The sequence below is a fragment of the Emticicia oligotrophica DSM 17448 genome (assembly GCF_000263195.1).
In the GTDB taxonomy this organism is placed as follows: Bacteria; Bacteroidota; Bacteroidia; order Cytophagales; family Spirosomataceae; genus Emticicia; species Emticicia oligotrophica.
Window position 1 is genome coordinate 1,001,116 of sequence record NC_018748.1, and the last position, 24,548, is coordinate 1,025,663.

The 24,548-nt window shown below is 37.3% G+C and carries 21 protein-coding genes; 11 read left to right on the forward strand and 10 right to left on the reverse strand.

All coding sequences use genetic code 11. From position 1 onward, the window contains the following. The 10 genes from EMTOL_RS04310 to EMTOL_RS04350 all read right to left on the reverse strand — a co-directional run bounded on the left by EMTOL_RS04310 (position 1) and on the right by EMTOL_RS04350 (position 10,205). A complete protein-coding gene (locus EMTOL_RS04310; protein ID WP_015028046.1) occupies positions 1-1,818 on the reverse strand; it encodes a hypothetical protein in 1,818 nt (605 codons plus the stop codon). Positions 1,819-1,887: 69 nt separating this feature from the next. Further along, positions 1,888-2,427, reverse strand: coding sequence for an RNA polymerase sigma factor (locus EMTOL_RS04315; protein WP_015028047.1), 540 nt, complete (start codon positions 2,425-2,427; stop codon positions 1,888-1,890). 63 nt (positions 2,428-2,490) lie between these two features. Then, entirely contained in the window at positions 2,491-3,906 is a 1,416-nt protein-coding gene (locus EMTOL_RS04320; RefSeq protein ID WP_015028048.1) for a PepSY-like domain-containing protein, read from the reverse strand. A gap of 208 nt (positions 3,907-4,114) precedes the next feature. Beyond that, positions 4,115-5,314: a Gfo/Idh/MocA family protein gene (locus EMTOL_RS04325; protein ID WP_015028049.1), complete on the reverse strand. Its 1,200-nt coding sequence runs from the start codon at positions 5,312-5,314 to the stop codon at positions 4,115-4,117. 244 nt (positions 5,315-5,558) lie between these two features. Further along, positions 5,559-6,413 carry an MBL fold metallo-hydrolase gene (locus tag EMTOL_RS04330; protein WP_015028050.1) on the reverse strand — a complete coding sequence of 285 codons (855 nt, stop codon included), beginning with the start codon at positions 6,411-6,413 and terminating at the stop codon, positions 5,559-5,561. Position 6,414: 1 nt separating this feature from the next. Next, the gene (locus EMTOL_RS04335) at positions 6,415-7,434 is read right to left on the reverse strand and encodes a methionine synthase (protein WP_015028051.1); all 1,020 of its coding nucleotides are present in this window, start codon (positions 7,432-7,434) and stop codon (positions 6,415-6,417) included. 26 nt (positions 7,435-7,460) lie between these two features. Then, positions 7,461-8,264, reverse strand: a complete 804-nt coding sequence (locus EMTOL_RS04340; protein WP_015028052.1) for a sugar isomerase domain-containing protein — start codon at positions 8,262-8,264, stop codon at positions 7,461-7,463. Positions 8,265-8,286: 22 nt separating this feature from the next. Then, entirely contained in the window at positions 8,287-9,177 is an 891-nt protein-coding gene (locus tag EMTOL_RS04345; RefSeq protein ID WP_015028053.1) for an ROK family protein, read from the reverse strand. Between the two features lie 55 nt (positions 9,178-9,232). Continuing rightward, positions 9,233-9,460 carry a hypothetical protein gene (locus EMTOL_RS22345; protein ID WP_305953303.1) on the reverse strand — a complete coding sequence of 76 codons (228 nt, stop codon included), beginning with the start codon at positions 9,458-9,460 and terminating at the stop codon, positions 9,233-9,235. After that, a complete protein-coding gene (locus EMTOL_RS04350) occupies positions 9,426-10,205 on the reverse strand; it encodes an SDR family NAD(P)-dependent oxidoreductase (protein WP_015028054.1) in 780 nt (259 codons plus the stop codon). The genes EMTOL_RS22345 and EMTOL_RS04350 overlap by 35 nt, the downstream gene beginning before the upstream one ends. Positions 10,206-10,316: 111 nt before the next feature. Here EMTOL_RS04350 and EMTOL_RS04355 point away from each other — a divergent pair, with 111 nt between their 5' ends. From EMTOL_RS04355 to hisB, 11 genes are all read left to right on the forward strand, one after another. Then, positions 10,317-11,189, forward strand: a complete 873-nt coding sequence (locus EMTOL_RS04355; protein WP_041693412.1) for an AraC family transcriptional regulator — start codon at positions 10,317-10,319, stop codon at positions 11,187-11,189. A gap of 56 nt (positions 11,190-11,245) precedes the next feature. Further along, complete coding sequence (locus EMTOL_RS04360; RefSeq protein WP_015028056.1) at positions 11,246-11,926, forward strand: response regulator transcription factor; 681 nt, start codon at positions 11,246-11,248, stop codon at positions 11,924-11,926. After that, positions 11,927-13,294: a sensor histidine kinase gene (locus tag EMTOL_RS04365; protein ID WP_015028057.1), complete on the forward strand. Its 1,368-nt coding sequence runs from the start codon at positions 11,927-11,929 to the stop codon at positions 13,292-13,294. A gap of 78 nt (positions 13,295-13,372) precedes the next feature. Continuing rightward, a complete protein-coding gene (locus EMTOL_RS04370) occupies positions 13,373-14,626 on the forward strand; it encodes a TolC family protein (protein WP_015028058.1) in 1,254 nt (417 codons plus the stop codon). Positions 14,627-14,629: 3 nt separating this feature from the next. Beyond that, positions 14,630-15,709 (forward strand): efflux RND transporter periplasmic adaptor subunit, encoded by a 1,080-nt coding sequence (locus EMTOL_RS04375; protein ID WP_015028059.1) that lies wholly within the window; start codon positions 14,630-14,632, stop codon positions 15,707-15,709. Positions 15,710-15,785: 76 nt separating this feature from the next. Next, positions 15,786-18,887 (forward strand): efflux RND transporter permease subunit, encoded by a 3,102-nt coding sequence (locus EMTOL_RS04380; protein ID WP_015028060.1) that lies wholly within the window; start codon positions 15,786-15,788, stop codon positions 18,885-18,887. A 208-nt stretch (positions 18,888-19,095) separates the two neighbouring features. After that, complete coding sequence (locus EMTOL_RS04385; RefSeq protein ID WP_015028061.1) at positions 19,096-19,533, forward strand: hypothetical protein; 438 nt, start codon at positions 19,096-19,098, stop codon at positions 19,531-19,533. Positions 19,534-19,637: 104 nt separating this feature from the next. Continuing rightward, on the forward strand, positions 19,638-20,660 hold the full coding sequence (gene thiL / locus EMTOL_RS04390) for a thiamine-phosphate kinase (protein ID WP_015028062.1): 1,023 nt from the start codon (positions 19,638-19,640) through the stop codon (positions 20,658-20,660). A 163-nt stretch (positions 20,661-20,823) separates the two neighbouring features. Further along, a complete protein-coding gene (locus EMTOL_RS04395) occupies positions 20,824-21,345 on the forward strand; it encodes a gluconate 2-dehydrogenase subunit 3 family protein (protein WP_015028063.1) in 522 nt (173 codons plus the stop codon). A gap of 54 nt (positions 21,346-21,399) precedes the next feature. After that, positions 21,400-23,115, forward strand: coding sequence for a GMC oxidoreductase (locus EMTOL_RS04400; protein ID WP_015028064.1), 1,716 nt, complete (start codon positions 21,400-21,402; stop codon positions 23,113-23,115). Between the two features lie 266 nt (positions 23,116-23,381). Then, positions 23,382-24,515, forward strand: a complete 1,134-nt coding sequence (gene hisB / locus EMTOL_RS04405) for a bifunctional histidinol-phosphatase/imidazoleglycerol-phosphate dehydratase HisB (protein ID WP_015028065.1) — start codon at positions 23,382-23,384, stop codon at positions 24,513-24,515. Positions 24,516-24,548: the final 33 nt, after the last annotated feature.

Below are 24,548 nucleotides of genomic sequence, written 5' to 3' on the forward strand. Positions count from 1 at the left end.
TTACATAAAATTAACCCTTACATTCAAACCAATATTTGATGGGCGAATTTGCATGTAACTATTTACATCAAGCGATTGTGACAAACTATAACGATACGTAGGTTCTATCCAAACTGTTTTACCACCTTTCAATGGATATGCCAAAGCAACTGAGGCATTTAGATAATAAGCATATTCTTTATTGTTTAGGATTCTAACTGCCTCAGCTCCTCCTAAGACAAATACTTTATGTTTTTTGTCAGAAACTAAATAAGAGTTATCAAGTTTTAAGCCAACAGTATGCAAAAACTTATTTTGACTAACGGCCTCCCCTACCCCTACGAGCGTATAATTTGCGTTCGTTAAGTCAACCTCATAAACACCATTATTTACTTCATAATTCAACGATTGACGCAACCCCGCATACGAAAGTGAAGCACCAGCGGAGAACCTGCGAGTAATTGGCTGCATCATGCCTACACGAGCTTGTACACCTAAACGTTGAGCATCAAGAGCATTGAGGGTACCTACTTGCTGAATATATGTGCTAGTTTGTGGTAAAATCGTCAGAGCTTGGTAAGTTTGCAATGGCATTACACTTCCAGTAAATATCATTTTTCTACGTACACGCTCTTCTGGTTCTTCCATTGGAGTTTCAGTATTAAAAGCAATTTCACCTAATGGCAAATAAACACTTTGTTGCTTAAAATTCTTAGCATTGAGCAATTCTAAGTCAGCAACCCCTACATTATTTTGATTATACGCAACCGAAACTTCTTGATTATCAGTGTTTGAAGGCAATACTGGACTAGTATTTTGTGCAATACTACTTTCATTCTTCTCGACTTCTATGCTTGAATTTAAAGGTGTTTTACGCTTCGGAATGCGTTTAACTAACTGGATATTAGCAGATTGATTGACCAAATCAGTTTTCGATTTTAAAGCCTTATTTTTACTGATAGAGGCAATTTTTGATACATTTTCTAAAGAAATTGCTATTTCATTTGCTTCTTTGCCAATACGTGTTTTACCTTCTATTACTTTTGGCTTATTCGAAGCAATTTTGCTTTGCCCAGAAGAAGTAGCCGTTGAATTCAAACCTTTTGTTTGATTTATGGCAACTGTAGTATTTGTTGGGTTATTTCTGTAAAGTAACCATCCAAAACCTAAAAGTAGAGCAATACTCGCTGCGATTCCTACACGGAAAGCAAACGGCCAAGCAATTACACGACGTTCTTTTTCATCGGTAATAGCAGCCTTAATCGTCTCCCAAGATTCTCCTTTAGGCTCAGCTTCAAAATCTTTAAATTTAGCTCCAAGCTGTGTAGCCAACAGGATATTTTCCCAAGTTGATGTCTGCGGCTCTGCCTCGTAGTTTTTAAACTTCTCGCTCAGTGAAATTGGTGTATCTGCTGAAACAAGTCCAGCCATGATTTTATCCCAAGATTCTGACATTGGTTCGGCTTCATAATCATTGAACTTATCACTCAACAGAGATTTTTCGTTGATTGGTATAGCTGCTCTAATTTTATCCCAAGATTCGGCAGTTGGCTCTGCTTCGTAGTCATTAAACTTAGCTTTTAATTGGGTAGCTAATTGAATCTTGTACCAAGTATCATCTTGAGGTTCGGCTTCATAATTTTCAAATTTCCTACTTAAATCAGTAGCAAATTTTACTTCATCCCAAGACTCTGGCTGTGGTTCAGCCTCATAAGTGCTAAGTTTATCTTTTAAATCTAGAGCAAAACGAATCGCCTCCCAAGAATTCTCTTGAGGTTCGGCTTCGAAATTCTCAAATTTTGCAGATAAAAGTTTCCTTATGTCGTCTTGGTTTTTCACAATTTGAACCCCACTGAAGGGAGTATATTATTTTTGTTTGGCTTGCCGCCAATTTATATCTTTAATTATCTAAAGCATCACACCCATTTCTTGCAAAGTTTTACGTAAGTGTACCTTTGCACGTGAGAGCTGAGATTTGGATGTACCTTCCGAAATTTGCAAGATTTTTGCGATTTCGTTGTGTTCATACCCATCAATCAAGTACATATTCACTACCATACGGTAGCCATCGGGCAACTGATTAATCACAGCTACAATTTCTTCGTGGCTAAGCTGAGATATAACGCTAATATCGGCATCACTTTGATTTTCAATTACCTCATAATCAACGAATTGCCGCTCATTTGAATTTTGACGATAATGGTCAATAGCCGTACGAACTACTAATGATTTCACCCAATATTCAACCGACTCTGGTTTTTGCAAATCGTTGATTTTATTAAAAATCTTTATAAATGCCTCTTGAAAAATATCTTCGGCTTCCATTACTGTTCGGGCATAGCGACGACACACACCCAAAAGACGACCTTTATAGAGGTTATAAAAGGCAGCTTGGGCTCTAGGGTCATTACGCTGACAACCAAGAACTAATTCAACTTCATTTCGCATCCGAAAAGGGTTGCTGTGTTTATAGATTCAATTAAAAGGTTAGTTATGATGGTGCTTTTTTTCTCAACCCCGTCGGGCAGAAATAAAATTAGCATTAGCATCAAAATTTATATAATAATAGTCATTCCCGACTTTTATTGCTATCATATAACCAAAAAGTTTGTTTTCAACGTAGGCAATAAATCCTTTTTGAAAATTCCACCCTTTAAAATTCGCATCGAGATATTCTTTTGCTTTACTAGGAATATCCTTTGCCTCCAACGGCATCTGACTTAACAGTGGCTCAGGTAATTTCAGGATTATCTCCTTCATATTTAGCACATTACCTTTATCATCGAAGGTGTAATCATAGGTAATATTATTACTTAAAATAATTACCCAATAAGCTTTTTTATTTTTCTCATTAATAAGTGCCGTATTAATGTACTTGAAATTAGGGTACTTATTTGTAAGGAAAGTGATAATAGGGGCTGGTAAATCTTTTGGTTGAATATTTTTAACCTCAAAATCATCATTAAAACCACCAACTAACTGCTCCTTTTTGACAAATTTTTGTTCGTTATCAAACTGCAATGAATATCGCTTATCGCCATAAATAATTAAAATATTATACGTTTGAATTTCTCCATTATTCAAGAAGATAAGTCCTCTATCAAATTTCCAGCCCTTGAATTCTTTATCAAGATATGCCTTTATTTTAGATGGAATTTCATTAAAAGAAAGAGGTTTATCTTCTATCCTACCAATTGGTGGTCCATTAATTCCAAAAGAAGAAGACTTTAAAACATTACCTTTATCATCAAATAAAAAATCATACGTTGTATAATCTTTACTTATAACAACCGAGTAGCTCTTTACATCATCAAGCATGACAACGGCCGCTTTGATACATTTATAATCGCTTCCGTATTTAGTACTTAGATAATCAAGTATAACTTGTGGTAATTCATTTTTTTCAATGAAATACATTTTGGGTGGCTTTTGCCCAGCTGGCTTAGCATCTCTATCGTCGGTAACAGAGAGAATGAGTGTTCCTGTTGCATCAAAAATGAGCGTGAGTTCGTCGGCACTACTCAATTTGATTCGAACTTTATAGCCTTCAACTTGTCCCGATTTATTTATTTGCTGACAAACATCTAAATAAACCGCACCCACGAAATTAGTCGCAATATAATTTTTGACTATATCTGGCAACCCAACCTGTCCACTTTGCTTGTACATTTCAGAAATTACGCCAACATTATTGACAATGGCCGACATTCGTTCGAGTTTCAAATCAAAATCAGATTGAAAAACCCTATTTTTTTCAATAGTAGTGAAACGTACTTTGGTTGCTTCTGGATAGTTTGTCTTTATGGCATTGATTGCTGCTTTGGGAACTAACTCATCGACGTTTTGCTGTGGCTGTAAATCCGTGACGCTATCGCAGCTCCACAGGATAAGCCCAACAAAAAACATATATATATATAATTTTCTCATTGATGATTCGTTTCTAACGCTTCAGTATCAGAAAGACGCTGCCAAATAAAATTTGGTTGCATTTAGCAAACAAATATAGCTAAATATGTGATTAAAAATTGTAAGAGAGGCTCGAATAAAGCTTATATCTATCATTTAAATTAATAGAAAAGGGGTAAATCCGAAAGATTTACCCCCTTAAAGCATTTTTAAATTAAAAATCAGAAGATTAACTCCATGTTTCTAATTCAATAATTTCACCCGTAGTTTTCTTTTTCAAGATTACTTTTTTATCACCATTTGGTAAAATTTCATCTTTGATAAACCAATGGTCAGCATCATACTCGTTATAAACAGACGGTTTTTCTACACCTACTCGGCCTCTCCATTCTGGTAATTGTACTGGTTCCCAAAGCTTTGTTCTTGCCGATTTATAAGCGGCATCAATAATAGCATTTACTACATAACCATCGTAAAAAGTTTCGTTGGGCTCTTTGCCTTGTTCTAAGGCATTAAACATATCGGTAAACATATTTGTATAGCCTAACTCATGGGCTTCATCGCCAACAGGGAATTGCCAACCACTTGAACTTTCAGCTTTTTCAGCAACATAACCTCCTTCTCCTGCACCACTCGTAAACATTTCAAAACCTGTTCGTAAGAAAGAATTTATCCAAATAGTGCCTTCGGTTCCCATTACCTCATCACGCAAATCCATGCCTCCTCTGAAGGTCCATGACACTTCAAACTGACCAATTGAACCATTTTCGTACTTAACTAAACCAATGGCGTGATCTTCGGCATCAATTGGTTTTACTTGGGTATCAGCCCAACACATTACCTCAACAGGTTTAATATCTTTACCAATAAAATTTCTTGAAATTTCTATACAATGGCAACCCAAATCTAAGATTGCTCCGCCACCTGCCATGTTGATATCCCAGAACCAATCTGAATGAGGCCCAGGGTGGGTTTCACGGGATTTTGCCCATAAAATACGACCAATTGCACCAGTTTTTACAGAATTGAGCGATTTCATGAATTTTGGTGTATAGCATAAATCTTCTAAGTAACCAGCGAAAACACCTGCTTCTTCGCAGGCTTTGGTCATTCTTAGAGCCTCTTCGGCATTACGACCGAGAGGTTTTGTGCATAAAACTGCTTTTTTATGCTTTACGCAAAGATGTACGGCCTCTTCATGCAAATTATTAGGCAGGGCAATTACAACCACCTCTGTTTCTGGGTGCTGAATGGCTTCTTCCATATTTGTGAAATAAAGCGGCACAGCATAATCATTTGCAAAACGAATTGCTGTTTCTTCTCTACGAGCATAAACTACTGAAACTCTGTCTCTTCCACGTTGGCCATGTAATGAATCGGCATAAAATCGACCAATAAATCCGCCACCAAGGATACATACTTTTGCCATAGTTTTATTGAGTGTTGTTTGAGTGAATAGATGATTTTTACTAAATCTAAAGTAATGGTAAACATCAAATTGACAACATTTTACCACAGAGTTTTTACATTATTCTTTGTGTAACTCTGTGACAAATATTATCAATTAAATAGTTTTTTTAATTAATGATTAACTCCTGACAAATTTTTACTTAATAATTACTTCCTAACAAATTTAGCTTACTTTCAATTATATAAATTCTTTATTTAACTAATTATGAGTTACTCATTTCAATAGTAATTCCCTCTCCCATTTCAAGGACTTTATACTTTGTTTGATAATGTAAACAAGCTTCCACAAAAACCTGTGGATTTTCGGTATTAAACTCAAAAAGGTGATAATGGTGCGGAATAACCAATTTTGCCCCAATTTCAAGCCCTAATTTTGCTGCTTCTTCGGCACTCAGATTTCCAGCAACCCGACGTTCAGGTTTATTACCATTGATAGGTAAGAATGCAATATCTAAAGAAAAAGGCTTCAATATTTCTTCTAAGCCATCAAACCATAGTGTATCACCTGAATGATAGACCGAAAATCCACCGAATTGTACCACAAAGCCCATATATTTACATTCACCTCTTTCATTTCGCTCGACTTCATTATGAGCTGCAGGAATACCCGTGATTTTAAACCCTAAATACTCATAAGAAAGACCATCGTTTAATCCAATCGGGAAATCTAATTCACACTGAACTCTATCAGCCACAAATGCTCTATTGGCTTCGGGAATAATAAATTTAATTGCTGGGTTATTCTTAAGAATTGGGATTAAAGTTTCGGCATCAAGATGGTCAGTATGATTATGGCTTGAAGTAACGATATCAATGCAATCTAAAACTTCGGGCGAAATCACCAATTCGCTTATACGCACATGTGGTTTATCAGTATTCTGATATTTTTTACTTAGTGAATCAGACAAATATGGGTCGAAAAGTATCGTTTTCCCTTGCCATTTGATTAAAAATCCACTTTGTGCCAACCACCAAACTTTAAAGCCATTGGTATCATCGAATGACTTAATGTCGTTCAATAAATCATTATCTTTTTGCTTTGGTTGAATTAAATTCATTTTACCTCATTTGTTTAGCTGCTGCACACATATTAGCTATTTTTTGTTTGGTTGCCCAACGAGCAGTCTGCGACATTCCACAGTCGGGAGCGACAGCTAATTTTTCAGCAGGAACATATTTCAAACATTTTTCAATGCGTTCTCTGACATCCTCAACCGTTTCGATGTAATAGCTTTTTACATCAATTACCCCAACGGCTACGTCCATTTTTTCGGCAAAACGCTCTAGTAAATGCACTTCTGCAAAGTTTAGTACGGTCATTTCAGAATGAAGCTCATCTACTTTTAAATCTAAAAAATCAGGTAACATAGGTGCGATGGTTTTCTTTCCAACCGAACGCCCCTTGTAATTCCCGAAGCATAAATGCGTGGCAATTCGGGTTTTACCTACAATATTTTTCACCGTTCGATTGAAAATATCAACAAATCTTTTGGTGTCTTCTTTATAGGCATAACATGACATCGACGGTTCATCAATGCAAATTTCTTGAGCACCTGCAGCTACTAAATCTTCTAACTCTTTGGCCACTATTGGCAATAAAGCTTCGGTTATTTCCCAGCGGTCTTTATAAATTTCTCCTGCCACCATACGTCCAGAAAGTGTGTACGGGCCAGGAATGGATGCCTTTAAAATTTTATCGGCTGGAGCCAAACGCTTCAGTCTTGTATATTCCTCAACCACACCCAAGCCTTTTGGTGCAGTAAGTGGCTCAATGATGGTATGTTTGCCACGTTGGTCATGTGCAGGTGAGCCAAACTTGCGGGTTTCTTCATGATTTGGCTGAATTCCCTTGATAAAACCATAAAAAGATAAGTTAAAATCGAGGCGAGTTTGTTCGCCATCCGTAATCACATCAAGGCCAGCCGTTACTTGGTCATGAATGGCATTCACAACCGCATCTTCAATCATCTCATTGATATCAGCAGGGCCAAATTTATCTAAATTTTCGGAGGCAAACTCAAGCCAACTCGGAAAAGGCCAAGAGCCAACTACGGTGGTTTTTATAGGAATTGGTTGCATAGTTTTTATGAGAAATGAATAATTGATTATGATTGTTTTGAAACATAGCTTTCGATACCTACTTTTTGGTACATTTTCGAAATTCGATGGGCGTGTTCATCGTAGGCAGCTTGAAAAATTTCGGTTGCTTTTTCTGCCCCAATTACTGCTCCAGCCGTAAGCACTTTTGGTGGATGCCCTGCCTGCGTGAGCAAGTTTGCCAATTCAGCTTTTATGCTATTGATAAGCATACACGAGCCAACAGTAGAACCCGGTGAAACGGGCGTTTCTAAACCATCTACATATATCATGGCATCGCCCACTGGAGCTCCAGAATCAAGTACGATGTCACAAAAATCTTGGAGTTTTTTACCATCTTGTTTTTTGCTTGTACTGGCTTCTGAATGAAGTTTTGATATAATTCCAACTGTTTTTATGCCTTTACTTTGAAAAATCTCAGCCATTTCTATCGGCACAACATTACAGCCTGATGAAGAAATAACCAAAGCCGTATCTAGCTCGTTGAGGTCGAAATTTCGTAAAATTTGTGCGGCGAGTCCTGATACATTCTCTAAAAACATCGCTTGGCGTTGACCATTAGCTCCAACCACTAGATTATGAAAGGTAAGCGATAATTCAACGATTGGATTAAACCCCGGAAATGAACCATATCTTGGCCACATTTCTTCAACCATAATTCGGCTGTGTCCACTTCCAAAAACGTGTACCATTCTTCCGACCAAAATTGATTTCGAAAACATTTCGGCAGCCCGCAAGATATTCGCTTCTTGGGTAGCCACAGTTTCGATTAAACCTTGGCATTTTCTCAGATATTCGGCAGTATAACTCATTAAAATTATAAATTGTTGATGATTATTTTTCTTGATTGAAGGCAAATGCGGCAGCTCCAATGGCTCCTGACAAATCAGCAAATTCGGCTTGCTTGATAAGCGTTGTTTTTCCTTTGGGTCTGAACTCAAAAAGCTCAATAAATGCATGTAGAGGCTCAAATAATGCACTACCTGCGGTTGTAATTCCACCAGCTAATACAATGATTTCGGGCGAAAGAGCATTAATTAATGAAGCAATCCCAATGGCTAATTTTCTAATTGAATCAAGCCAAAGCCAAGTAGCAAAAGGTTCGTTTTTATGATAAGCATTGACCAACTCATGAGTTGATTGAAATCGACCCATCGAGCGGCGAACAATCGAACAATTTCCGATAGCATATTCTAAACTACCGGGCATACCCAAAATGCTCAATTCATCATCGGTTGCATTGAGTGAAAGATGACCCAAATGCCCCGCCATTTGACTTAAACCTTGGTGTAACTGCCCATTAATCATGATTCCCCCTCCTACGCCTGTACCGAGTGTCAATAAAACGGCATTTTTGTATCCTTGCATAACGCCAAATTTTGCTTCGGCCATCAGAGCAGCGTGTGCATCATTCAAAACATAGGTTTTGATTCCAAAATATTCTTCCCAAACAAAGTTTTCTAAACCAAATAAGCGATTGGGTAAATGTGCAATACTCCGATTATCTTCATGGGCAAGACCTGGAGCCGAAAGTCCAACCATTTCAATGGGTTCTTGGTGAAAACTCCTCAAGAAATTGACCATTTCAAGGACATTCTCTCGCCATTTACCTTTAGCATCATCTTTTGTGGGAATGTAATGTTGTTTCAAGATTTTTCCATCTTCCTGCATCAATATTCCTTTGACATTTGTACCACCAAGGTCAATTCCAATTGCTACTTTCATTATTTTTCAAGTTTAACCCTTATTAAGGCTATGACTTCATTTCTATCACATTTATTTATTTTTCTAAACTCCGCCCACGGAAGCTGAGAGAAGCCAAAAACAGTAACTGAGCGAAATCGAAAACGGTAGCTGAGCGAAGTCGAAAACGGTAGCTGAGCGAAGTCGAAAACGGTAGCTGAGCGAAGTCGAAAACGGTAGCTGAGCGAAGTCGAAAACGGTAGCTGAGCGAAGTCGAAGCTAAGCCCATTTCAATACTGTCCTTCCGAAACTTCCCATCCTCCATCAACATAAAGGGTTTGGCCAGTTGCAAATTTAGAAGCATCCGACATAAAGAATACAGCAGCTCCATCAAGGTCTTCTGGTCGGCCATTTCTGCCCCCATCTAATGGCTGTTTACTTTTGACGAAGCTCATTATTTTCTCATCTTTGCTGGCTCGTTCTGACATCGGTGTTTCGACCAAGGCGGGAGCTAAAAGATTGATTCGAATATTTTGAGCAGCATAGTACGCAGCTAACGACTTGGTAAATCCTGTGACAGCCGATTTAGCCGCAGCATAGGCATGGGTAACAAAGTATTTGGGTGAAGGTGAAAAGCCCAAAACTGAACCCATATTTAAGATGCTTCCACCCTTTCCCAACTCCAAAAATTTTTGCACAGCCGCTTGATTCGACAACATCAAACTTGTCAGATTCAGGTCAAAAGTTTGACGCCACCCTTCAAGCGTTAATTCATGAAGAGGGCCATCTCCATATTTTCTACCACTGCCACCAGCTACGTGATAAAGTCCATCGAAACTCCCGAACTCATTTATACATAAATCAATGGCATTTTTGGCCGTATTTTCCTTGGTTGCATCGGCGGTTAAGGTACGAGCCCTCTCACCTAAAAGTACTTCAGCCGCAAGACAACTTTCGGGGTTTCTTCCTACAACAATTACTTTGGCACCTTCACGTACAAAAGCCTTTGCAGCTGATAATCCCAAGCCCGTTGTTCCACCAATTATTACGATAGATTTGCCCTTCAGCATTTGCAAATAAAGTATTTATTAATTTTTTTTAGTTATTAAAATACAAATTTTCAGTTGAATATTCATATATTCCACTCAAAAAGCAAAATTTTACGATACTATTTTGATTATATGTTAAAAAAGCCACTTTTACAGAAACTTCCCCTTACACTTGGTTCATCTTTTCTAATTGACAGATTTGAAAGTCCGTACTTCGAAACACCTTGGCATTATCATGAAGAAATTGAGATTGTGCTTTGTGATGGAGGTTTCGGTAAAAAATTTGTAGGCAATCACGTATCTGATTACGTAGAAGGCGATTTGGCAATTTTAGGCAAAAATTTACCTCATTGGTATCGGGCAGATGATGGCTTTTATACTCAAAAGCAAGTCACTAAACCCGCTTCAATTGTTATTCATTTTCTGGCTGATTGTTTTGGCGAATATTTCTTTGAAATTGAAGAAATGAGCGAAATAAAAAAATTACTCGAAATGGCTCAATACGGCATTGAGTTTTGGGGCGAAACTAAAGCACTTGTAAGCAAGCAAATGAAAGCTTTATTAAAAGCCGATAAAATAGAACGAATGCTGGGTTTGATAAAGATTTTACAGTTGATGTCTCAAAGCAAAGAATATCGCCTATTGTCGGGAAGTGGCATGCTGGGTTTAAGCCAAAAAGATACTGACCGCATGAATACCATTTTTGACTATGTACTTAAAAACTTCAAGAACGAAATCAATATTAGCGAAATAGCCAATAAAACTCGGTTTTCAGAAGCTGCTTTTTGTAGATACTTTAAACAACGTACCCAAAAAACTTTTGTTGAGTTTGTCAACGAAATCAGAATTGAATATGCTTGTAAACTTTTACAGGAAAACGACCTCAATGTTTTAGAAATTTGCTACGAATCCGGCTTCAAAAACTTATCAAATTTCAACCGACAATTCAGGAAATACACGAATAAAAATCCAAAATCATATCGTGAATTGGTTATGCACAAGTAAATACTCACATTATTAAATTAAATTTAATAAGTATCTTCGCAATTAATTTATCCTTTATGAAAGCCCTACTTTTAGAAGACGACCCAACATTATCAAAAGAAATACAAAGTTTTTTGTTATCAAAAGATATCGAATGTGATGTTGTTTTTGATGGGGAATTGTTTTTTCGGCAAGTTAAAAGACAAGATTACGGCATCTATCTTTTAGATATAAACGTACCGAAAATTAATGGTTTTGATGTGTGTAAACAAGTACGTGAGACCAATAAACTCACGCCTATCATTATGCTTACTGCTTATGGTGATATTCAAGATAAAACAGATGCCTTTGGTTTTGGGGCTGACGATTATTTGGTCAAACCTTTTCATTTTGAAGAACTTTTTTTAAGAATTACTTCATTACTACGCCGCAGCAATAAGCCACAAGGAACGGATAAAATTATAATCATCGACGACCTACAAATAAACACGAGCGAAATGCTGGTTCGTAGAAAAGATGAGTTAATTGACCTCACACCCAAAGAATATCAATTGCTTTTACTTTTGGCTAAAGCCAAAGGACGAACACTCTCGAAACAAAGCATTGCCGAACAAATCTGGGATGTACACTTTGATTCAAATATGAATACAATTGAGGTTTATATCAATTTTCTTCGCAAAAAAATCGACCGAAATCACGCAACAAAACTCATTCATACTCGTCCAGGATTTGGTTATTACCTAAAAATCGAAGACTAAATGACCCTCAAAAGACGCATTGCTATTAATATTGCCGTGGCCTTTTCGATTTTATTCGGCTTGGCGGCTTTTATTATTTTCTATTCATTTTCTTCGTTTAGAAGAGAAGAATTCAGGCAACGGCTGGAAGAGAAAGCCTTGACAACCGCTAAACTCTTGGTAGAGGTAAAAGAGATTGATAATCAAATACTTAAACTCGTTGACCAAAATACAATCAATAAACTCTACAACGAGAAAACATTGGTTTTTGACCAAAACTTCAAGTTACTTTATAGCAGTATTGATGACGCAACAATTAGCTGGAATGTAGAAGACCTTAAACACCTTAAACGTGAGAAATCATTCTTTCGCTCGGAAGGAGAAAAAGATGTTTTGGGTATTTATTATGATTTTGAAAAGGCAGACTACTACATTTTACTTTCAGCCGAAGATAAATATGGCATTAACAAGCTCGATTTTTTGCTTTTTACGTTGGTTGTTACCTTTTTAGCAGGAACAATTTTAGTTTGGTTTTCAACCTATTTTTTCATTGAAAGATTACTTAAACCATTGGATAATTTCCAAAAACAAATTACCAATATTTCAGTCAATCAATTAGATATTCAGTTGGAAGAAACCAAACACAACGATGAAATTAATCTTCTAACTAAAGCATTTAATATCATGTTGGCACGTATTGAAAAAGCCTTTCAAAACCAACGTGAATTTACTTCGAATGCTTCGCACGAAATTCGAACCCCATTGGCACGTATCACTTTTAAGGTACAAAATTTGCTACAAAACCCAGAGCATTCACCTGAGACAATTACTTCACTTAAAAGCATCAACGATAATGTGCATCAGCTTTCTGATTTGGTCAATTCTTTGCTTTTACTTTCAAAATTCAACAAAGAAGATGCACAAAAACGCTTCGAAAAAATACGCATTGATGAGGTAATTTTTTCGGCTAATGAGCAAATAAAGAAGTCTAATCCCCAGTTTTTTCTCAACTTCGAAATCATTGACCATGAATCTCTCGAACTTTCCATGGAGGTCTATGGTGTACGTTCATTGCTCGAAATTGTTTTTATCAATTTACTCAAAAACGCTTGTCTTTATTCAACAACGCCACAAGCCCAAATTACAATCGAACAAACTGCCCTACATCAATTACAAATCAAGATAAGTAACCAAGGAGATACCCTTAGTACAACCGAACAAGAAAAGTTATTTCAACCATTCATGCGTGGTCAGAATGCTAATAAAGCTAATGGCTCGGGTTTAGGGCTAAGACTTTCCAAACGCATTCTCGATTACCATTCGGCGAGCATTGAGTATAGCATCGAAGAACCAAACACCAATATATTTACGATTATTTTCTCCAATTAAGTTTTTTTTAATCTAATCTTAAAGGTGTTTTTAATTTGCAAGTCTGAGTTTTGCACTCCAAAAAATTCAGAACGTGTAATGTTGAAGAAACTAACCTTTTTCCTTTTACTATTTGCCAATACTCAAGCGGTATTTTCACAACAAAACCTCAGTCTCAAACAATGCGAGGAAGCATTCGTTAAAAAAAACTTACTACTGTTGGCCGAGCAATACAATATTGACATGGCCAAAGCAAGTGTCATTCAAGCCAAAATTTGGGAATTACCAGTCGCTTCAGGCGAGTTTAACGCCATAAACCCGCAAAATAAACGCGTGCTTGATATTGGAGCCAAAGGGCAAAAAGCAGTCGCAGTTCAACAGCTTATTTATTTAGGAAAGAAAAAACAAAGCGAAGTTGAATTTGCTAAATCTACCATTGGTATTGCTGAATTTCAGTTTGAGCAGCTCCTACGAAATCTTCGCTATGAGGTGCACCAAAGCTTTTATAGCATCTATTTCAACCAACAAAAAATCAATAATATCACTCGCCAAATTTCTAACATTGATACGCTTGCCAAAGGTTATGCTCTTCAAGCACAACGAGGCAATTGGCCATTGCGTGATGTTGTCCGTTTACAATCATTATCATTCAATTTGAAGAATGATTTATTGGCTGCCCAAAAAGAAATCAACGAGGAGCAGATGACGCTTAAAATACTTACTAATTATCAAGAAAATATCAATCCAGTTGTTGATGATGAGTCTCTTAGCCCCTATTTCAATGCATCAACACTGCCTCTTTCTGAGTCATTACTCAATACAGCTTTGGAGAAAAACCCTGATTATTTGAGTTTCTTGAAAATCATTGAAAGTAATGAATTGATGATAAAATGGCAGAAATCACTTGCTAAACCAGACCTTACAGTTGGGGCATCTTATGACCAACGCGGTGGGGCTTTTGGAAATCAAGTAAACTTTACCTTTGGCATTCCGATTAACTTATGGAATCGAAACAAAGGAAACATAAAAATTGCCGAAGCTGAACTTGAAAAATCGAAAAAACTACAAGAACAAAAAATAAATGAAATCCGTAGTCAACTGAGCAACGCTACCCAAACTTGGCAACAACACCGCCTTCAATACGCTCAGATCACGGCCTCTAATTCTGAAAACCTTGAAGCGGTTTACAAAGGTGTACTTCAAAATTTCCAGAAACAAAATATATCCTTACTCGAATTCACCGATTTCATGGAAAGCTACAATGAGAGTATTTCGCTACTTATCGAGCTTCGCAAACAAGTTATTTTATCGGGTGAAACCATCAGCCACATCGTTAACGTAAAATTATTTTAAGAAATGAAAAATATACTCCTACTAATTATAATCACTGGCAGTTTATTAGCGTGCAATAAGCCAGAAAAAAAACAAGAAACCCAAACTACTTTTGTTTTGAGTCCAAAAATGCTTCAAACAACTAAAACAGAGGTTGTTTCGATGCAAAATCTACGTAATGAACTGAATTTCTACGGAAAAATTACAGCCGATAACAACAAGATGATTGAAGTATATCCAGTTGTGGGTGGTAATGTGACTAAAGTATTCGTTGAACTAGGTGATTATGTAAAAAAAGGACAACTTTTGGCTACAATTCGTAGTACGGAAGTAGCCAGTTATGAGAAAGAATTAGACGATGCACGTAACGACCTATTAGTGGCAAAAAACAACTTGAAAGTTGCCCAAGAACTCTTTGAAGGCAAACTTACTGCAGAGCGTGAAGTAATTGAGGCAAAAAGTCAGCTCGAAAAAGCTAAATCACAATTGCACCGAATTGAGGAAACCTACCATATTTATAACATCAAACAAGGAGCCGTTTATGAAGTCCGCTCACCTTTGAGTGGCTTTGTTATTCAAAAAAATATCAACCAAGATATGCTCCTTCGAAACGACCGCACCGATAATATTTTCGACATTGCTGAAATTGATGATGTTTGGGCCATTGCCAATGTCAACGAAAGTGATATCAACCAAGTAAAATTAGGCATTGATGCGGCCGTAACTACGCTTAGTTACCCAGACAAAGTATTTAACGGAAAAGTTGATAAAATTTTCAATATCATCGACCCCGAAACTAAAGCGATGAAAGTACGCATCAAACTCAATAATGCTAACTACTTACTTAAGCCTGAGATGCGTGCCAATATCAAATTATCTTATACCGAAAGCCAACAAATGCTAGCTGTACCATCGGAATCGGTGATTTTTGATAAAAGCAAAAACTTCGTAATGATTTTCAAAGACCGTAATAATATCGAAACTCGTCAGGTGGAAGTTTTCCGTCAGGTAGGCAATACCTCTTACATTTCTTCGGGCTTAAAAGCAGGCGAAAAAGTAATGACCGCCAATCAGCTATTAATCTATGACGAGCTAAATGACTAACACCTTAGTCTGCAATTGAAAATATAATTATTACGCTCCTCAAAAGAGTAGTTCAAATAAATTAGGCCTAAAGCTTATGAACAAATTCATTAAAAATATTATTGCATTTTCGCTCAAAAACAAACCTTTTACCTTCTTTTGGGTAGGAATTTTGGTTATTTCGGGCTTTATTTCTTTCAAGAATATGCCCATCGAGGCATTTCCTGATGTAACCAATACACAAATCATCATCGTTACGGAATGGAACGGCCGTAGTGCCGAGGAAATCGAACGTTTTGTAACAACGCCCATCGAAATTTCGATGAATTCGGTGCAGAAAAAAACTAGCGTACGTAGTATCACGATGTTTGGTTTATCAGTCATCAAAATCATTTTTGAAGATGATGTTGAAGATTTTTTTGCTCGCCAACAAGTAAATAACTTACTCCGTAGCGTGTCACTTCCTGAGGGTGTAGAGCCCGATGTTCAGCCCCCTTATGGACCAACGGGTGAAATTTTCAGATATACCTTAAAAAGTAAATCACGTGATTCTCGCGACCTACTCACCATTCAAAACTGGGTCATTGACCGTCAACTTCGCTCCGTACCTGGAGTAGCTGATTTAGTGGCTTTTGGAGGACAGGAAAAAACTTATGAAATTAGTGTTGACCCTAATCGACTATCGAAATATGATATTACACCTCTTCAAGTTTATGAAGCGGTAAATAAAAGTAACTTAAACGTGGGTGGTGATATCATTGAAAAAAACAAACAAGCGTATGTTGTTCGTGGAATTGGTCTATTGAGCTCGATACAAGACATTGAAAATATTATTGTAGATGATGCGGGTGGAAATCCGATTTTAGTCAAAAACTTAGCTGATGTCCACGAAGCAGCGATGCCACGAGTGGGTCAAGTAGGATTGAATGATAATGATGATGTAGTGGAAGGAATTGTGGTAATGCGTAAGGGCGAAAACCCTAAAGAAGTACTCGAAAGAGTTAAAGCGAAAATAGCAGACCTCAACGAACGAATTTTGCCATCGGATGTAAAAATGGAGACATTTTATGACCGAGATAACCTCATGAACTACACCACAACGACGGTTATGCACAACATGTTTGAGGGTATTTTGTTTGTGACGGTCATCGTATTTCTATTTATGGCCGATTGGCGTACGACTATCACGGTTTCTATCATTATTCCGCTTTCATTGCTTTTTGCTTTCCTGTGCCTTAAACTTAAAGGTATGAGTGCCAATTTACTTTCTCTCGGAGCAGTTGACTTTGGAATTATCATTGATGGAGCGGTGGTAATGGTTGAAGGTATTTTTGTAACGCTCGACCACATGGCCCACAAAAAAGGCATGGAGGCCTACAATAAATTTGCTATTGGAAGTACCATCAAAAAAACAGGAACGGAGTTAGGAAAGGCCATTTTCTTCTCGAAACTAATCATTATTACAGCCTTAATGCCCATTTTTGCTTTCCAAAAAGTAGAAGGTAAAATGTTCTCTCCGTTGGCTTATACTTTAGGTTTTGCTTTATTGGGTGCTTTGTTGTTTACGCTTACTTTAGTACCTGTACTTTCACATATTTTCTTGAATAAAAACGTAAGAGAAAAGAACAATCCATTTGTAAATTTCTGGAATAAACTTGTAGAAAGAGGCTTTGCTTGGACCTTCGCCAACAAACGTCTTTCGCTTATAGTTTCAATCGCTTTTATGCTTATAACTTTCTTTTCAGCGAAGTTTTTAGGCACAGAATTCCTTCCCCAACTCAATGAAGGAGCACTTTGGGTAGAAGCTAAATTTCCGATGAGTCAGAGTTTGCAAGAAACTGTTCAAAAAACAGCCATTCTCCGCAATGAACTTCGCCAATTTCCTGAAGTAAATGGTGTTTTATCGCAAGTAGGTAGAAGCAACGATGGTACAGACCCAAGTGGTTTTTACTATGTACAAATGCAGGTAAACCTCAAACACAAAGACGAATGGAAACGTAAAATCACCATGGATGATTTGGTTCGCCAGATGGATGATTCACTTTCAAAATACCAAGGTATAGGCTATAATTATTCTCAACCTATCATTGATAATGTGGCTGAGAGTGTTGCAGGTATCAACGCCTCAAATGCCGTGAAAATTTTTGGCGATGACCTCAATGAACTTGATAAAATTGCCAACCAAGTAATCAAACAAATCGAAAAAGTAGAGGGTATCAAAGATGTGGGTATTCTTCGAAATGTGGGTCAGCCTGAAATTAGTGTGATTCTCGACCGTGAGCGAATGGCCGCCTATGGAGTAACTTTAGCCGATGCCCAAGCCGTACTCGAAATGGCTTTCGGTGGGAAAACTGCTACCCAAAAGTTTGAAGGTGAAAAGAAATTCGATGTACGTGTTCGCTATTTAAAGAATTATCGCAAAGATGAAGAAGATATGAAAAACTTAAAAGTGCCAACGATTCAAGGAGTAAAGATTCCACTCAAAGAAATTGCCACTGTTAAGAAAATTACAGGTCCAGCCTTTATTTACCGTGATAATAATAAGCGTTTTATTGGGGTAAAATTCTCAGTTCGTGACCGTGATTTAGGTAGTACAATTGCCGATGCCCAACAAAATGTCAATAAAAGCATTAAACTACCTACTGGTTACTCCATTGGTTGGACTGGCGAATTTGAAAACCAAGTACGTGCCACCAAACGTTTAGGCGAAATGGTACCAATCAGTTTAGTTGGAATCTTCGTGCTATTATTTATCATGTTTGGCAATGTAAAAGACTCGCTTTTAGTATTGGCCAATGTGCCATTTGCCATCATCGGCGGTATTATTGCATTACACGTAACTGGCATCAATTTTGGTATTTCGGGCGGTGTAGGTTTTATTGCATTATTTGGTATTTGTATCCAAAATGGGGTTATTTTAATTTCTGAATTTCATAAAAACTTAAAAGCAAGAATGACACTCGATGATGCTATTTTAGAGGCAGTGAAAGTCAGAACACGACCAGTTGTCATGACTGCCCTCATGGCCTCAATTGGTCTTTTACCAGCAGCCATTAGTACGGGAATTGGCTCAGAATCACAGAAACCATTAGCCATTGTTATCATCGGTGGGCTAGTTACTGCAACCATTCTTACGTTACTTGTTTTCCCGATTATTTTCTGGGTTTTCAACCGAGTCAAACACGGAACTATCAAATAAATTCTAAAAATTCTTGGGTCTAAGAATAGCTCAAGGATTTTTAATTTTTCCGTTAAAATATTACTAGCCATTACAACGTTTTCCATAAAAAAAACGTCATTCTTACATGCGACACTTTTTTTTCATTTATATTTAAACCATATTTGTTAAAAAACTGTCAAACCAAAGAGACTTTTCTGTAGTAACGCTATTAAATAAAAATATTCGCATGAAAAAGATTGCCATTCTATTTGTATCTTTATTTTCGCTTGCCATTACTTCATGTAAGGATAAAACTGTGCCTGTTTCTGAGAAAATTAAGAGAAGTTGGGCGGCTAATATTGTAAAAGAAGGCAGTACAACTGTATATACTAAAGGTGCAGCATCCAATACCAAGCCTGGTTATTCATCATTTACGCTTAATTTATTATTTGCTCCAAATGTAACTTTGAAAGAAGCAGATGGTAATTCTTTTACAGGACAATATGAGTTAATAGGCGATACCAAATTAGTTTTAAAGAACCTCTCTCCAGTTCCAACTGGTACGGGTGGAACCATCGAATTTACCATCAATTCAGTAACGGATACAGCTTTAGATATTACACGTACATCAGCAAGCCAAAAGACTGGTGGAACTATTAATAACTATAATTTGGTTGCACAATAAGCAGACATTGAAATATTTATATGGAAGGTGAACTGAGAAGTTCACCTTTTTTATGTAAAAAGCATTAATTTTGTGAATCTTAGGAAAATAGTCAATTTTGCATCATGGAAAGAACAGAACTCAAAACGCTTGGAGAATTTGGCTTAATTGACCGAATTAAAACAAAATTTACCAATAAAAATGCCGAAACCATTAAAGGAATCGGCGATGACGCCGCCGTAATTGACGTAGGCGATAAGTACATGTTGGTTACTACCGACATTCTTTTTGAAGGTATCCATTTCGACCTGGCTTATACACCTCTACGCCATTTAGGCTATAAAGCGGTAGCGGTAAATATCTCTGACATTGCTGCAATGAACGGCCTTGCTAAGCAAATTACGGTTACGATTGGTCTTAGTAATAGAATATCGGTAGAAGCCATCGACGAGCTTTACGAAGGAATAAAATATGCTTGTGATGATTATAACGTTGACCTTATTGGCGGTGATACCAGTTCATCGGCCTCGGGCTTTGTAATTTCTATCACGGCTACTGGTTTTGTTGATAAAGATAAAATTGTTTATAGAAATGGGGCAAAACCCAACGATATTCTATGTGTAACGGGCGATTTAGGTGCGGCTTACTTTGGTTTACAAGTATTAGAGCGGGAAAAACAAGTGTATTTGGCGAACCCAAATATGCAACCCGAACTCAATGAAAAAGAATATTTAGTGGGTAAAATTCTTAAACCAGAAGCTCGTACCGATATTGTTCATGAATTAAAAGAGGCGGGCGTTGTGCCAACTTCAATGATTGATATTTCGGACGGTTTGGCTTCGGAAATACTACATATTTGCACACAATCGAGAGTTGGTGCAATGGTATTTGAAGACAAACTACCTATTGAAGATATCACAATGCTTACCGCTACTGAGTTTAATATTAGCCCTATCACCGCTGCACTGAATGGTGGAGAAGATTATCAGCTTTTGTTTACCATTAATCAAGCAGATTTTGAGAAAATCAAAAATATCAGTGATATTCTGCCAATTGGATATATTACTGCCGATACAAAAGTTGAATTAGCACTCAATAGTGGCGGAACAGCAGCCATCAAAGCCCAAGGCTGGAATCATTTAAGCTAATTAAGAGACTGCTAAACGCCGAAACACCCTGAGAATGAAACTTCAGGGTGTTTTTTGTTTTGCACTTAATTATCTAAATATTGAACGATTTTGCATTTTCGACACCTTTTTCGCAAAAAAATATTTAATTTGTATTCCATTTTAATTTCAATCCTTATAAACAATGCAAAGACGTTCGGCAATAAAAAATCTTGCCCTAACGATTGGTAGTACACTTGTGCTCCCTTCGTGGGCAAACGCATGGACCACGGAGTCTTTCCCAATGACTTCGTTTAGCTTGACTACCTCACAAGAAACACTTTTGGCAGAAATCGTTGAAACGATTATTCCTAAAACTGACACACCCGGTGCCAAAGAATTAAACCTTCATCAGTTTACAACCACCATGGTGGCCGATTGCTACGATAAAAAAGCACAGGATATTTTTACGAAAGGTATTGAAGCGGTCAATGCTGCTTCACAAAAAACTTACTCAAAAGCATTTGCAGATTGTGATTCTAGTCAAAAACTTGAATTACTCAAAAAGATGGAAGCTTCAGAAAATGCTGATGAAAAGGCATTTATCAGATTAGTGAAAAACCTTACGATTCAAGGATATTTAACTTCTGAGTATGTGATGACCAATATTCGTCCATTCGAATTTGCTCCAGGCCATTATTATGGCTGTGTTCCTGTGAAAAAATAATATTCAAAGGAAGGCTTTATTAAAAAGCACCTCCTTAATCAACCTACTAGCAAAATGTCAAACCTAAATATAGATTCAGTTAAAGCCCAAACTTTCGATGCCATCGTTATTGGCTCTGGAATTAGTGGTGGCTGGGCAGCCAAAGAACTTACAGGCAAGGGTCTTCGCACGCTTGTACTTGAGCGTGGACGTGAAGTAAAACACGTAACCGATTACCCAACAACTATGACACAGCCCTGGCAATTTGAGCACCGCAATCAACTCAAAAAAGAGGTGCGTGATGCCAATCCAATTGTGAGTAAATGCTACGCTTTTTATGAAGGTACTGAACAATTTTTCGTGAAAGATGCAGAGCATCCTTATGTACAAGAAAAACCTTTTGACTGGATTCGTGGCTACCAAACAGGAGGTAAATCACTGCTTTGGGCTCGCCAAACCCAACGCTGGTCAGAATTTGACTTCGATGGCCCAGCCCGCGATGGTTTTGCCGTAGATTGGCCTATTCGCTACGCCGACCTTGCACCGTGGTATAGTTATGTAGAAAAATTTGCTGGAATTTCAGGAAATAAAGATGGTCTTCCAAACTTGCCTGATGGTGAGTTTCTACCTCCGCACGAAATGAACTGCGTGGAAAAACATTTTAGCCAGGAAATTGCTAAAAATTATAAAGACCGCCACGTGATTATGGGTCGTGCGGCACATCTTACACAACCAAAACAAATTCACTTTGACCAAGGTCGTGCAACTTGCCAACACCGTACGATTTGTGAGCGTGGGTGTCCATACGGTGGATATTTCAGTAGTAATGCTTCTACCCTACCTTGGGCAGCTAAAACTGGGAAAATGACCCTTCGACCAAACTCGGTTGTTCATTCGATTATTTTTGATGAGAAAAAAGGTAAGGCCAAAGGCGTGAGAGTGATAGATGCAAATACCAAAGAAATGATTGAGTATTATGCTCGTATTATCTTTGTCAATGCTGCTGCTCTTAACTCAAACCTTATTTTATTGAATTCTACTTCAAGTCGATTCCCTAATGGACTGGGCAATGACAGTGGTTTATTAGGTAAGTATGTTGCTTTTCATAATTATACCGCAACCATCAATGCTGAATATGAAGGCTATTTAGATAGCACTACCGATGGGCGTCGTCCGAACTCGCCTTATATTCCACGTTTCAGAAATGTCTTTAAACAAGAGACCGATTTCTTGCGTGGGTATGCCGCTGGTTTCAATGCAGGCCGCTACACGCACGAAGATAGAAGCGGAATGGGTACTGATTTAAAGAAAAGTTTAGCGAATCCGATTCCAAATAATGTATGGAACGTAGGCTCACACATGATGGGTGAGACTATCCCGAAGGAGTCTAATTTCGTTGCTTTAGATAAAACTTTAGTTGACCCTTGGGGTATTCCTCAACTTAGAATCTCGGTTGATTATGATGACAATGACCGTAAAATGGTGAAAGATTTCTTTGACCAATTTACAGAGATGTTTACTAAAGCGGGCTTTAAAAATATCCGAACTCATGATTCTAACCGCACACCGGGGCTTGATATTCATGAAATGGGCGGAGTTAGAATGGGTAAAGACCCTAAAACTTCCCTACTCAATAAATGGAATCAACTTCATGCTTGTAAAAATGTCTTTGTAACCGATGGTGCTTGTATGACCTCAACTTCTACACAAAACCCTTCGCTTACTTATATGGCACTTACTGCTCGTGCGGCTGATTATGCAGTAAAAGAAATGAAGAAAGGAAACCTATAATCTTTCGAAGACTACTTTAAAAAGTGTTGGCAATCGCTAACACTTTTTAATTATTCATTATTTTCAATATTTTTTGAATTTTCATTTTAAATAAAATATATTATACTTACAATCTATTTTTAATATACAATTGTTTTTATTTAAATTGTTTTATTAAAATTAATCATTTGTTCAATAAATAAAATACATTAGTATCCAAATTAATTTTGGCTTTTAGTTGAATTAGTGGCTAATTTTGTATTTTGAAATCAGATTTACCAAAGATAATGCAAAAACTCCTTTTTATCGACCGTGATGGGACTATCATAGATGAGCCGAAAACAGATTTCCAAATTGACTCACTCGAAAAACTAGAATTTCTTCCAAAAGCACTTTCTAACCTACGAAAAATTGCCGAAGAAACTGACTACAAACTCATTATGGTAACAAACCAAGATGGTTTAGGAACTGATTCGTTTCCTGAAGACACCTTTTGGCCAGCTCATAATAAAATGCTCAAAACGCTCGAAAATGAAAATATTCATTTCTCAGCTATTCATATCGACCGTAGTTTTCCGCACGAAAATCTTCCTACGCGTAAGCCTGGTACTGGTATGCTTACCGAATATTTGGAAGGTAAATACGATTTAGCGAATTCATTTGTGCTTGGTGATAGAGCTACTGATGTACAATTGGCCGTAAATTTAGGAGCAAAAGCCATTTTTATTACTGATGGATTAACCAATAATCTCATTGATGGTTTTACTCCTGAACAAAAGGAAGCAACCAAATTAGTGACGAATGATTGGGACGAAATTTATGAGTTTTTGAAATTACCAGTAAGAATTGCTTCTATCGAACGCAATACAAAAGAAACAAAAATAAAAATCGAACTAAATCTTGATGGTTCTGGAAAATCAGAGATTCATACAGGTCTTGGTTTTTTTGATCACATGCTTGATCAAGTTGCCAAGCACTCAGGAGCTGATTTAAAAATTTCAGTTGATGGAGACTTACATATCGACGAGCATCATACCATTGAAGATACAGCACTTGCTTTAGGTGAAGCATATTTGAAGGCATTGGGTGATAAAAAAGGCACTAATCGCTATGGTTTCTTATTACCAATGGATGAGGCTCTGGCACAAGTAGCCATTGATTTCTCTGGTCGCCCTTGGTTAGTTTGGGATGCCGATTTCAAGCGTGAAAAAATCGGAGAAATGCCAACCGAAATGTTTTATCATTTTTTCAAATCATTTTCTGATACTTCAAAATGTAATTTGAATATTAAATGTGAAGGACAAAACGAGCACCACAAGATTGAAGCTATTTTTAAAGCATTTGCCAAATCTATTAAAATGGCTGTGAAGCGAAATTTGAATGAAATGAATTCACTTCCGAGTACTAAGGGAGTGCTATAAATACTTCTTTTCAGTTCTCTTCGGCTTCGCTCA

Bases quoted from the DNA above. Each gene is read 5' to 3' on its own strand.
- EMTOL_RS04315 (WP_015028047.1), bottom strand. From the start codon at position 2,427: ATGCGAAATGAAGTTGAATTAGTTCTTGGTTGTCAGCGTAATGACCCT.
- EMTOL_RS04320 (WP_015028048.1), bottom strand. From the start codon at position 3,906: ATGAGAAAATTATATATATATATGTTTTTTGTTGGGCTTATCCTGTGG.
- EMTOL_RS04325 (WP_015028049.1), bottom strand. From the start codon at position 5,314: ATGGCAAAAGTATGTATCCTTGGTGGCGGATTTATTGGTCGATTTTAT.
- EMTOL_RS04330 (WP_015028050.1), bottom strand. From the start codon at position 6,413: ATGAATTTAATTCAACCAAAGCAAAAAGATAATGATTTATTGAACGAC.
- EMTOL_RS04335 (WP_015028051.1), bottom strand. From the start codon at position 7,434: ATGCAACCAATTCCTATAAAAACCACCGTAGTTGGCTCTTGGCCTTTT.
- EMTOL_RS04340 (WP_015028052.1), bottom strand. From the start codon at position 8,264: ATGAGTTATACTGCCGAATATCTGAGAAAATGCCAAGGTTTAATCGAA.
- EMTOL_RS04345 (WP_015028053.1), bottom strand. From the start codon at position 9,177: ATGAAAGTAGCAATTGGAATTGACCTTGGTGGTACAAATGTCAAAGGA.
- EMTOL_RS22345 (WP_305953303.1), bottom strand. From the start codon at position 9,460: ATGGAGGATGGGAAGTTTCGGAAGGACAGTATTGAAATGGGCTTAGCT.
- EMTOL_RS04350 (WP_015028054.1), bottom strand. From the start codon at position 10,205: ATGCTGAAGGGCAAATCTATCGTAATAATTGGTGGAACAACGGGCTTG.
- EMTOL_RS04355 (WP_041693412.1), top strand. From the start codon at position 10,317: ATGTTAAAAAAGCCACTTTTACAGAAACTTCCCCTTACACTTGGTTCA.
- EMTOL_RS04360 (WP_015028056.1), top strand. From the start codon at position 11,246: ATGAAAGCCCTACTTTTAGAAGACGACCCAACATTATCAAAAGAAATA.
- EMTOL_RS04365 (WP_015028057.1), top strand. From the start codon at position 11,927: ATGACCCTCAAAAGACGCATTGCTATTAATATTGCCGTGGCCTTTTCG.
- EMTOL_RS04370 (WP_015028058.1), top strand. From the start codon at position 13,373: ATGTTGAAGAAACTAACCTTTTTCCTTTTACTATTTGCCAATACTCAA.
- EMTOL_RS04375 (WP_015028059.1), top strand. From the start codon at position 14,630: ATGAAAAATATACTCCTACTAATTATAATCACTGGCAGTTTATTAGCG.
- EMTOL_RS04380 (WP_015028060.1), top strand. From the start codon at position 15,786: ATGAACAAATTCATTAAAAATATTATTGCATTTTCGCTCAAAAACAAA.
- EMTOL_RS04385 (WP_015028061.1), top strand. From the start codon at position 19,096: ATGAAAAAGATTGCCATTCTATTTGTATCTTTATTTTCGCTTGCCATT.
- thiL (WP_015028062.1), top strand. From the start codon at position 19,638: ATGGAAAGAACAGAACTCAAAACGCTTGGAGAATTTGGCTTAATTGAC.
- EMTOL_RS04395 (WP_015028063.1), top strand. From the start codon at position 20,824: ATGCAAAGACGTTCGGCAATAAAAAATCTTGCCCTAACGATTGGTAGT.
- EMTOL_RS04400 (WP_015028064.1), top strand. From the start codon at position 21,400: ATGTCAAACCTAAATATAGATTCAGTTAAAGCCCAAACTTTCGATGCC.
- hisB (WP_015028065.1), top strand. From the start codon at position 23,382: ATGCAAAAACTCCTTTTTATCGACCGTGATGGGACTATCATAGATGAG.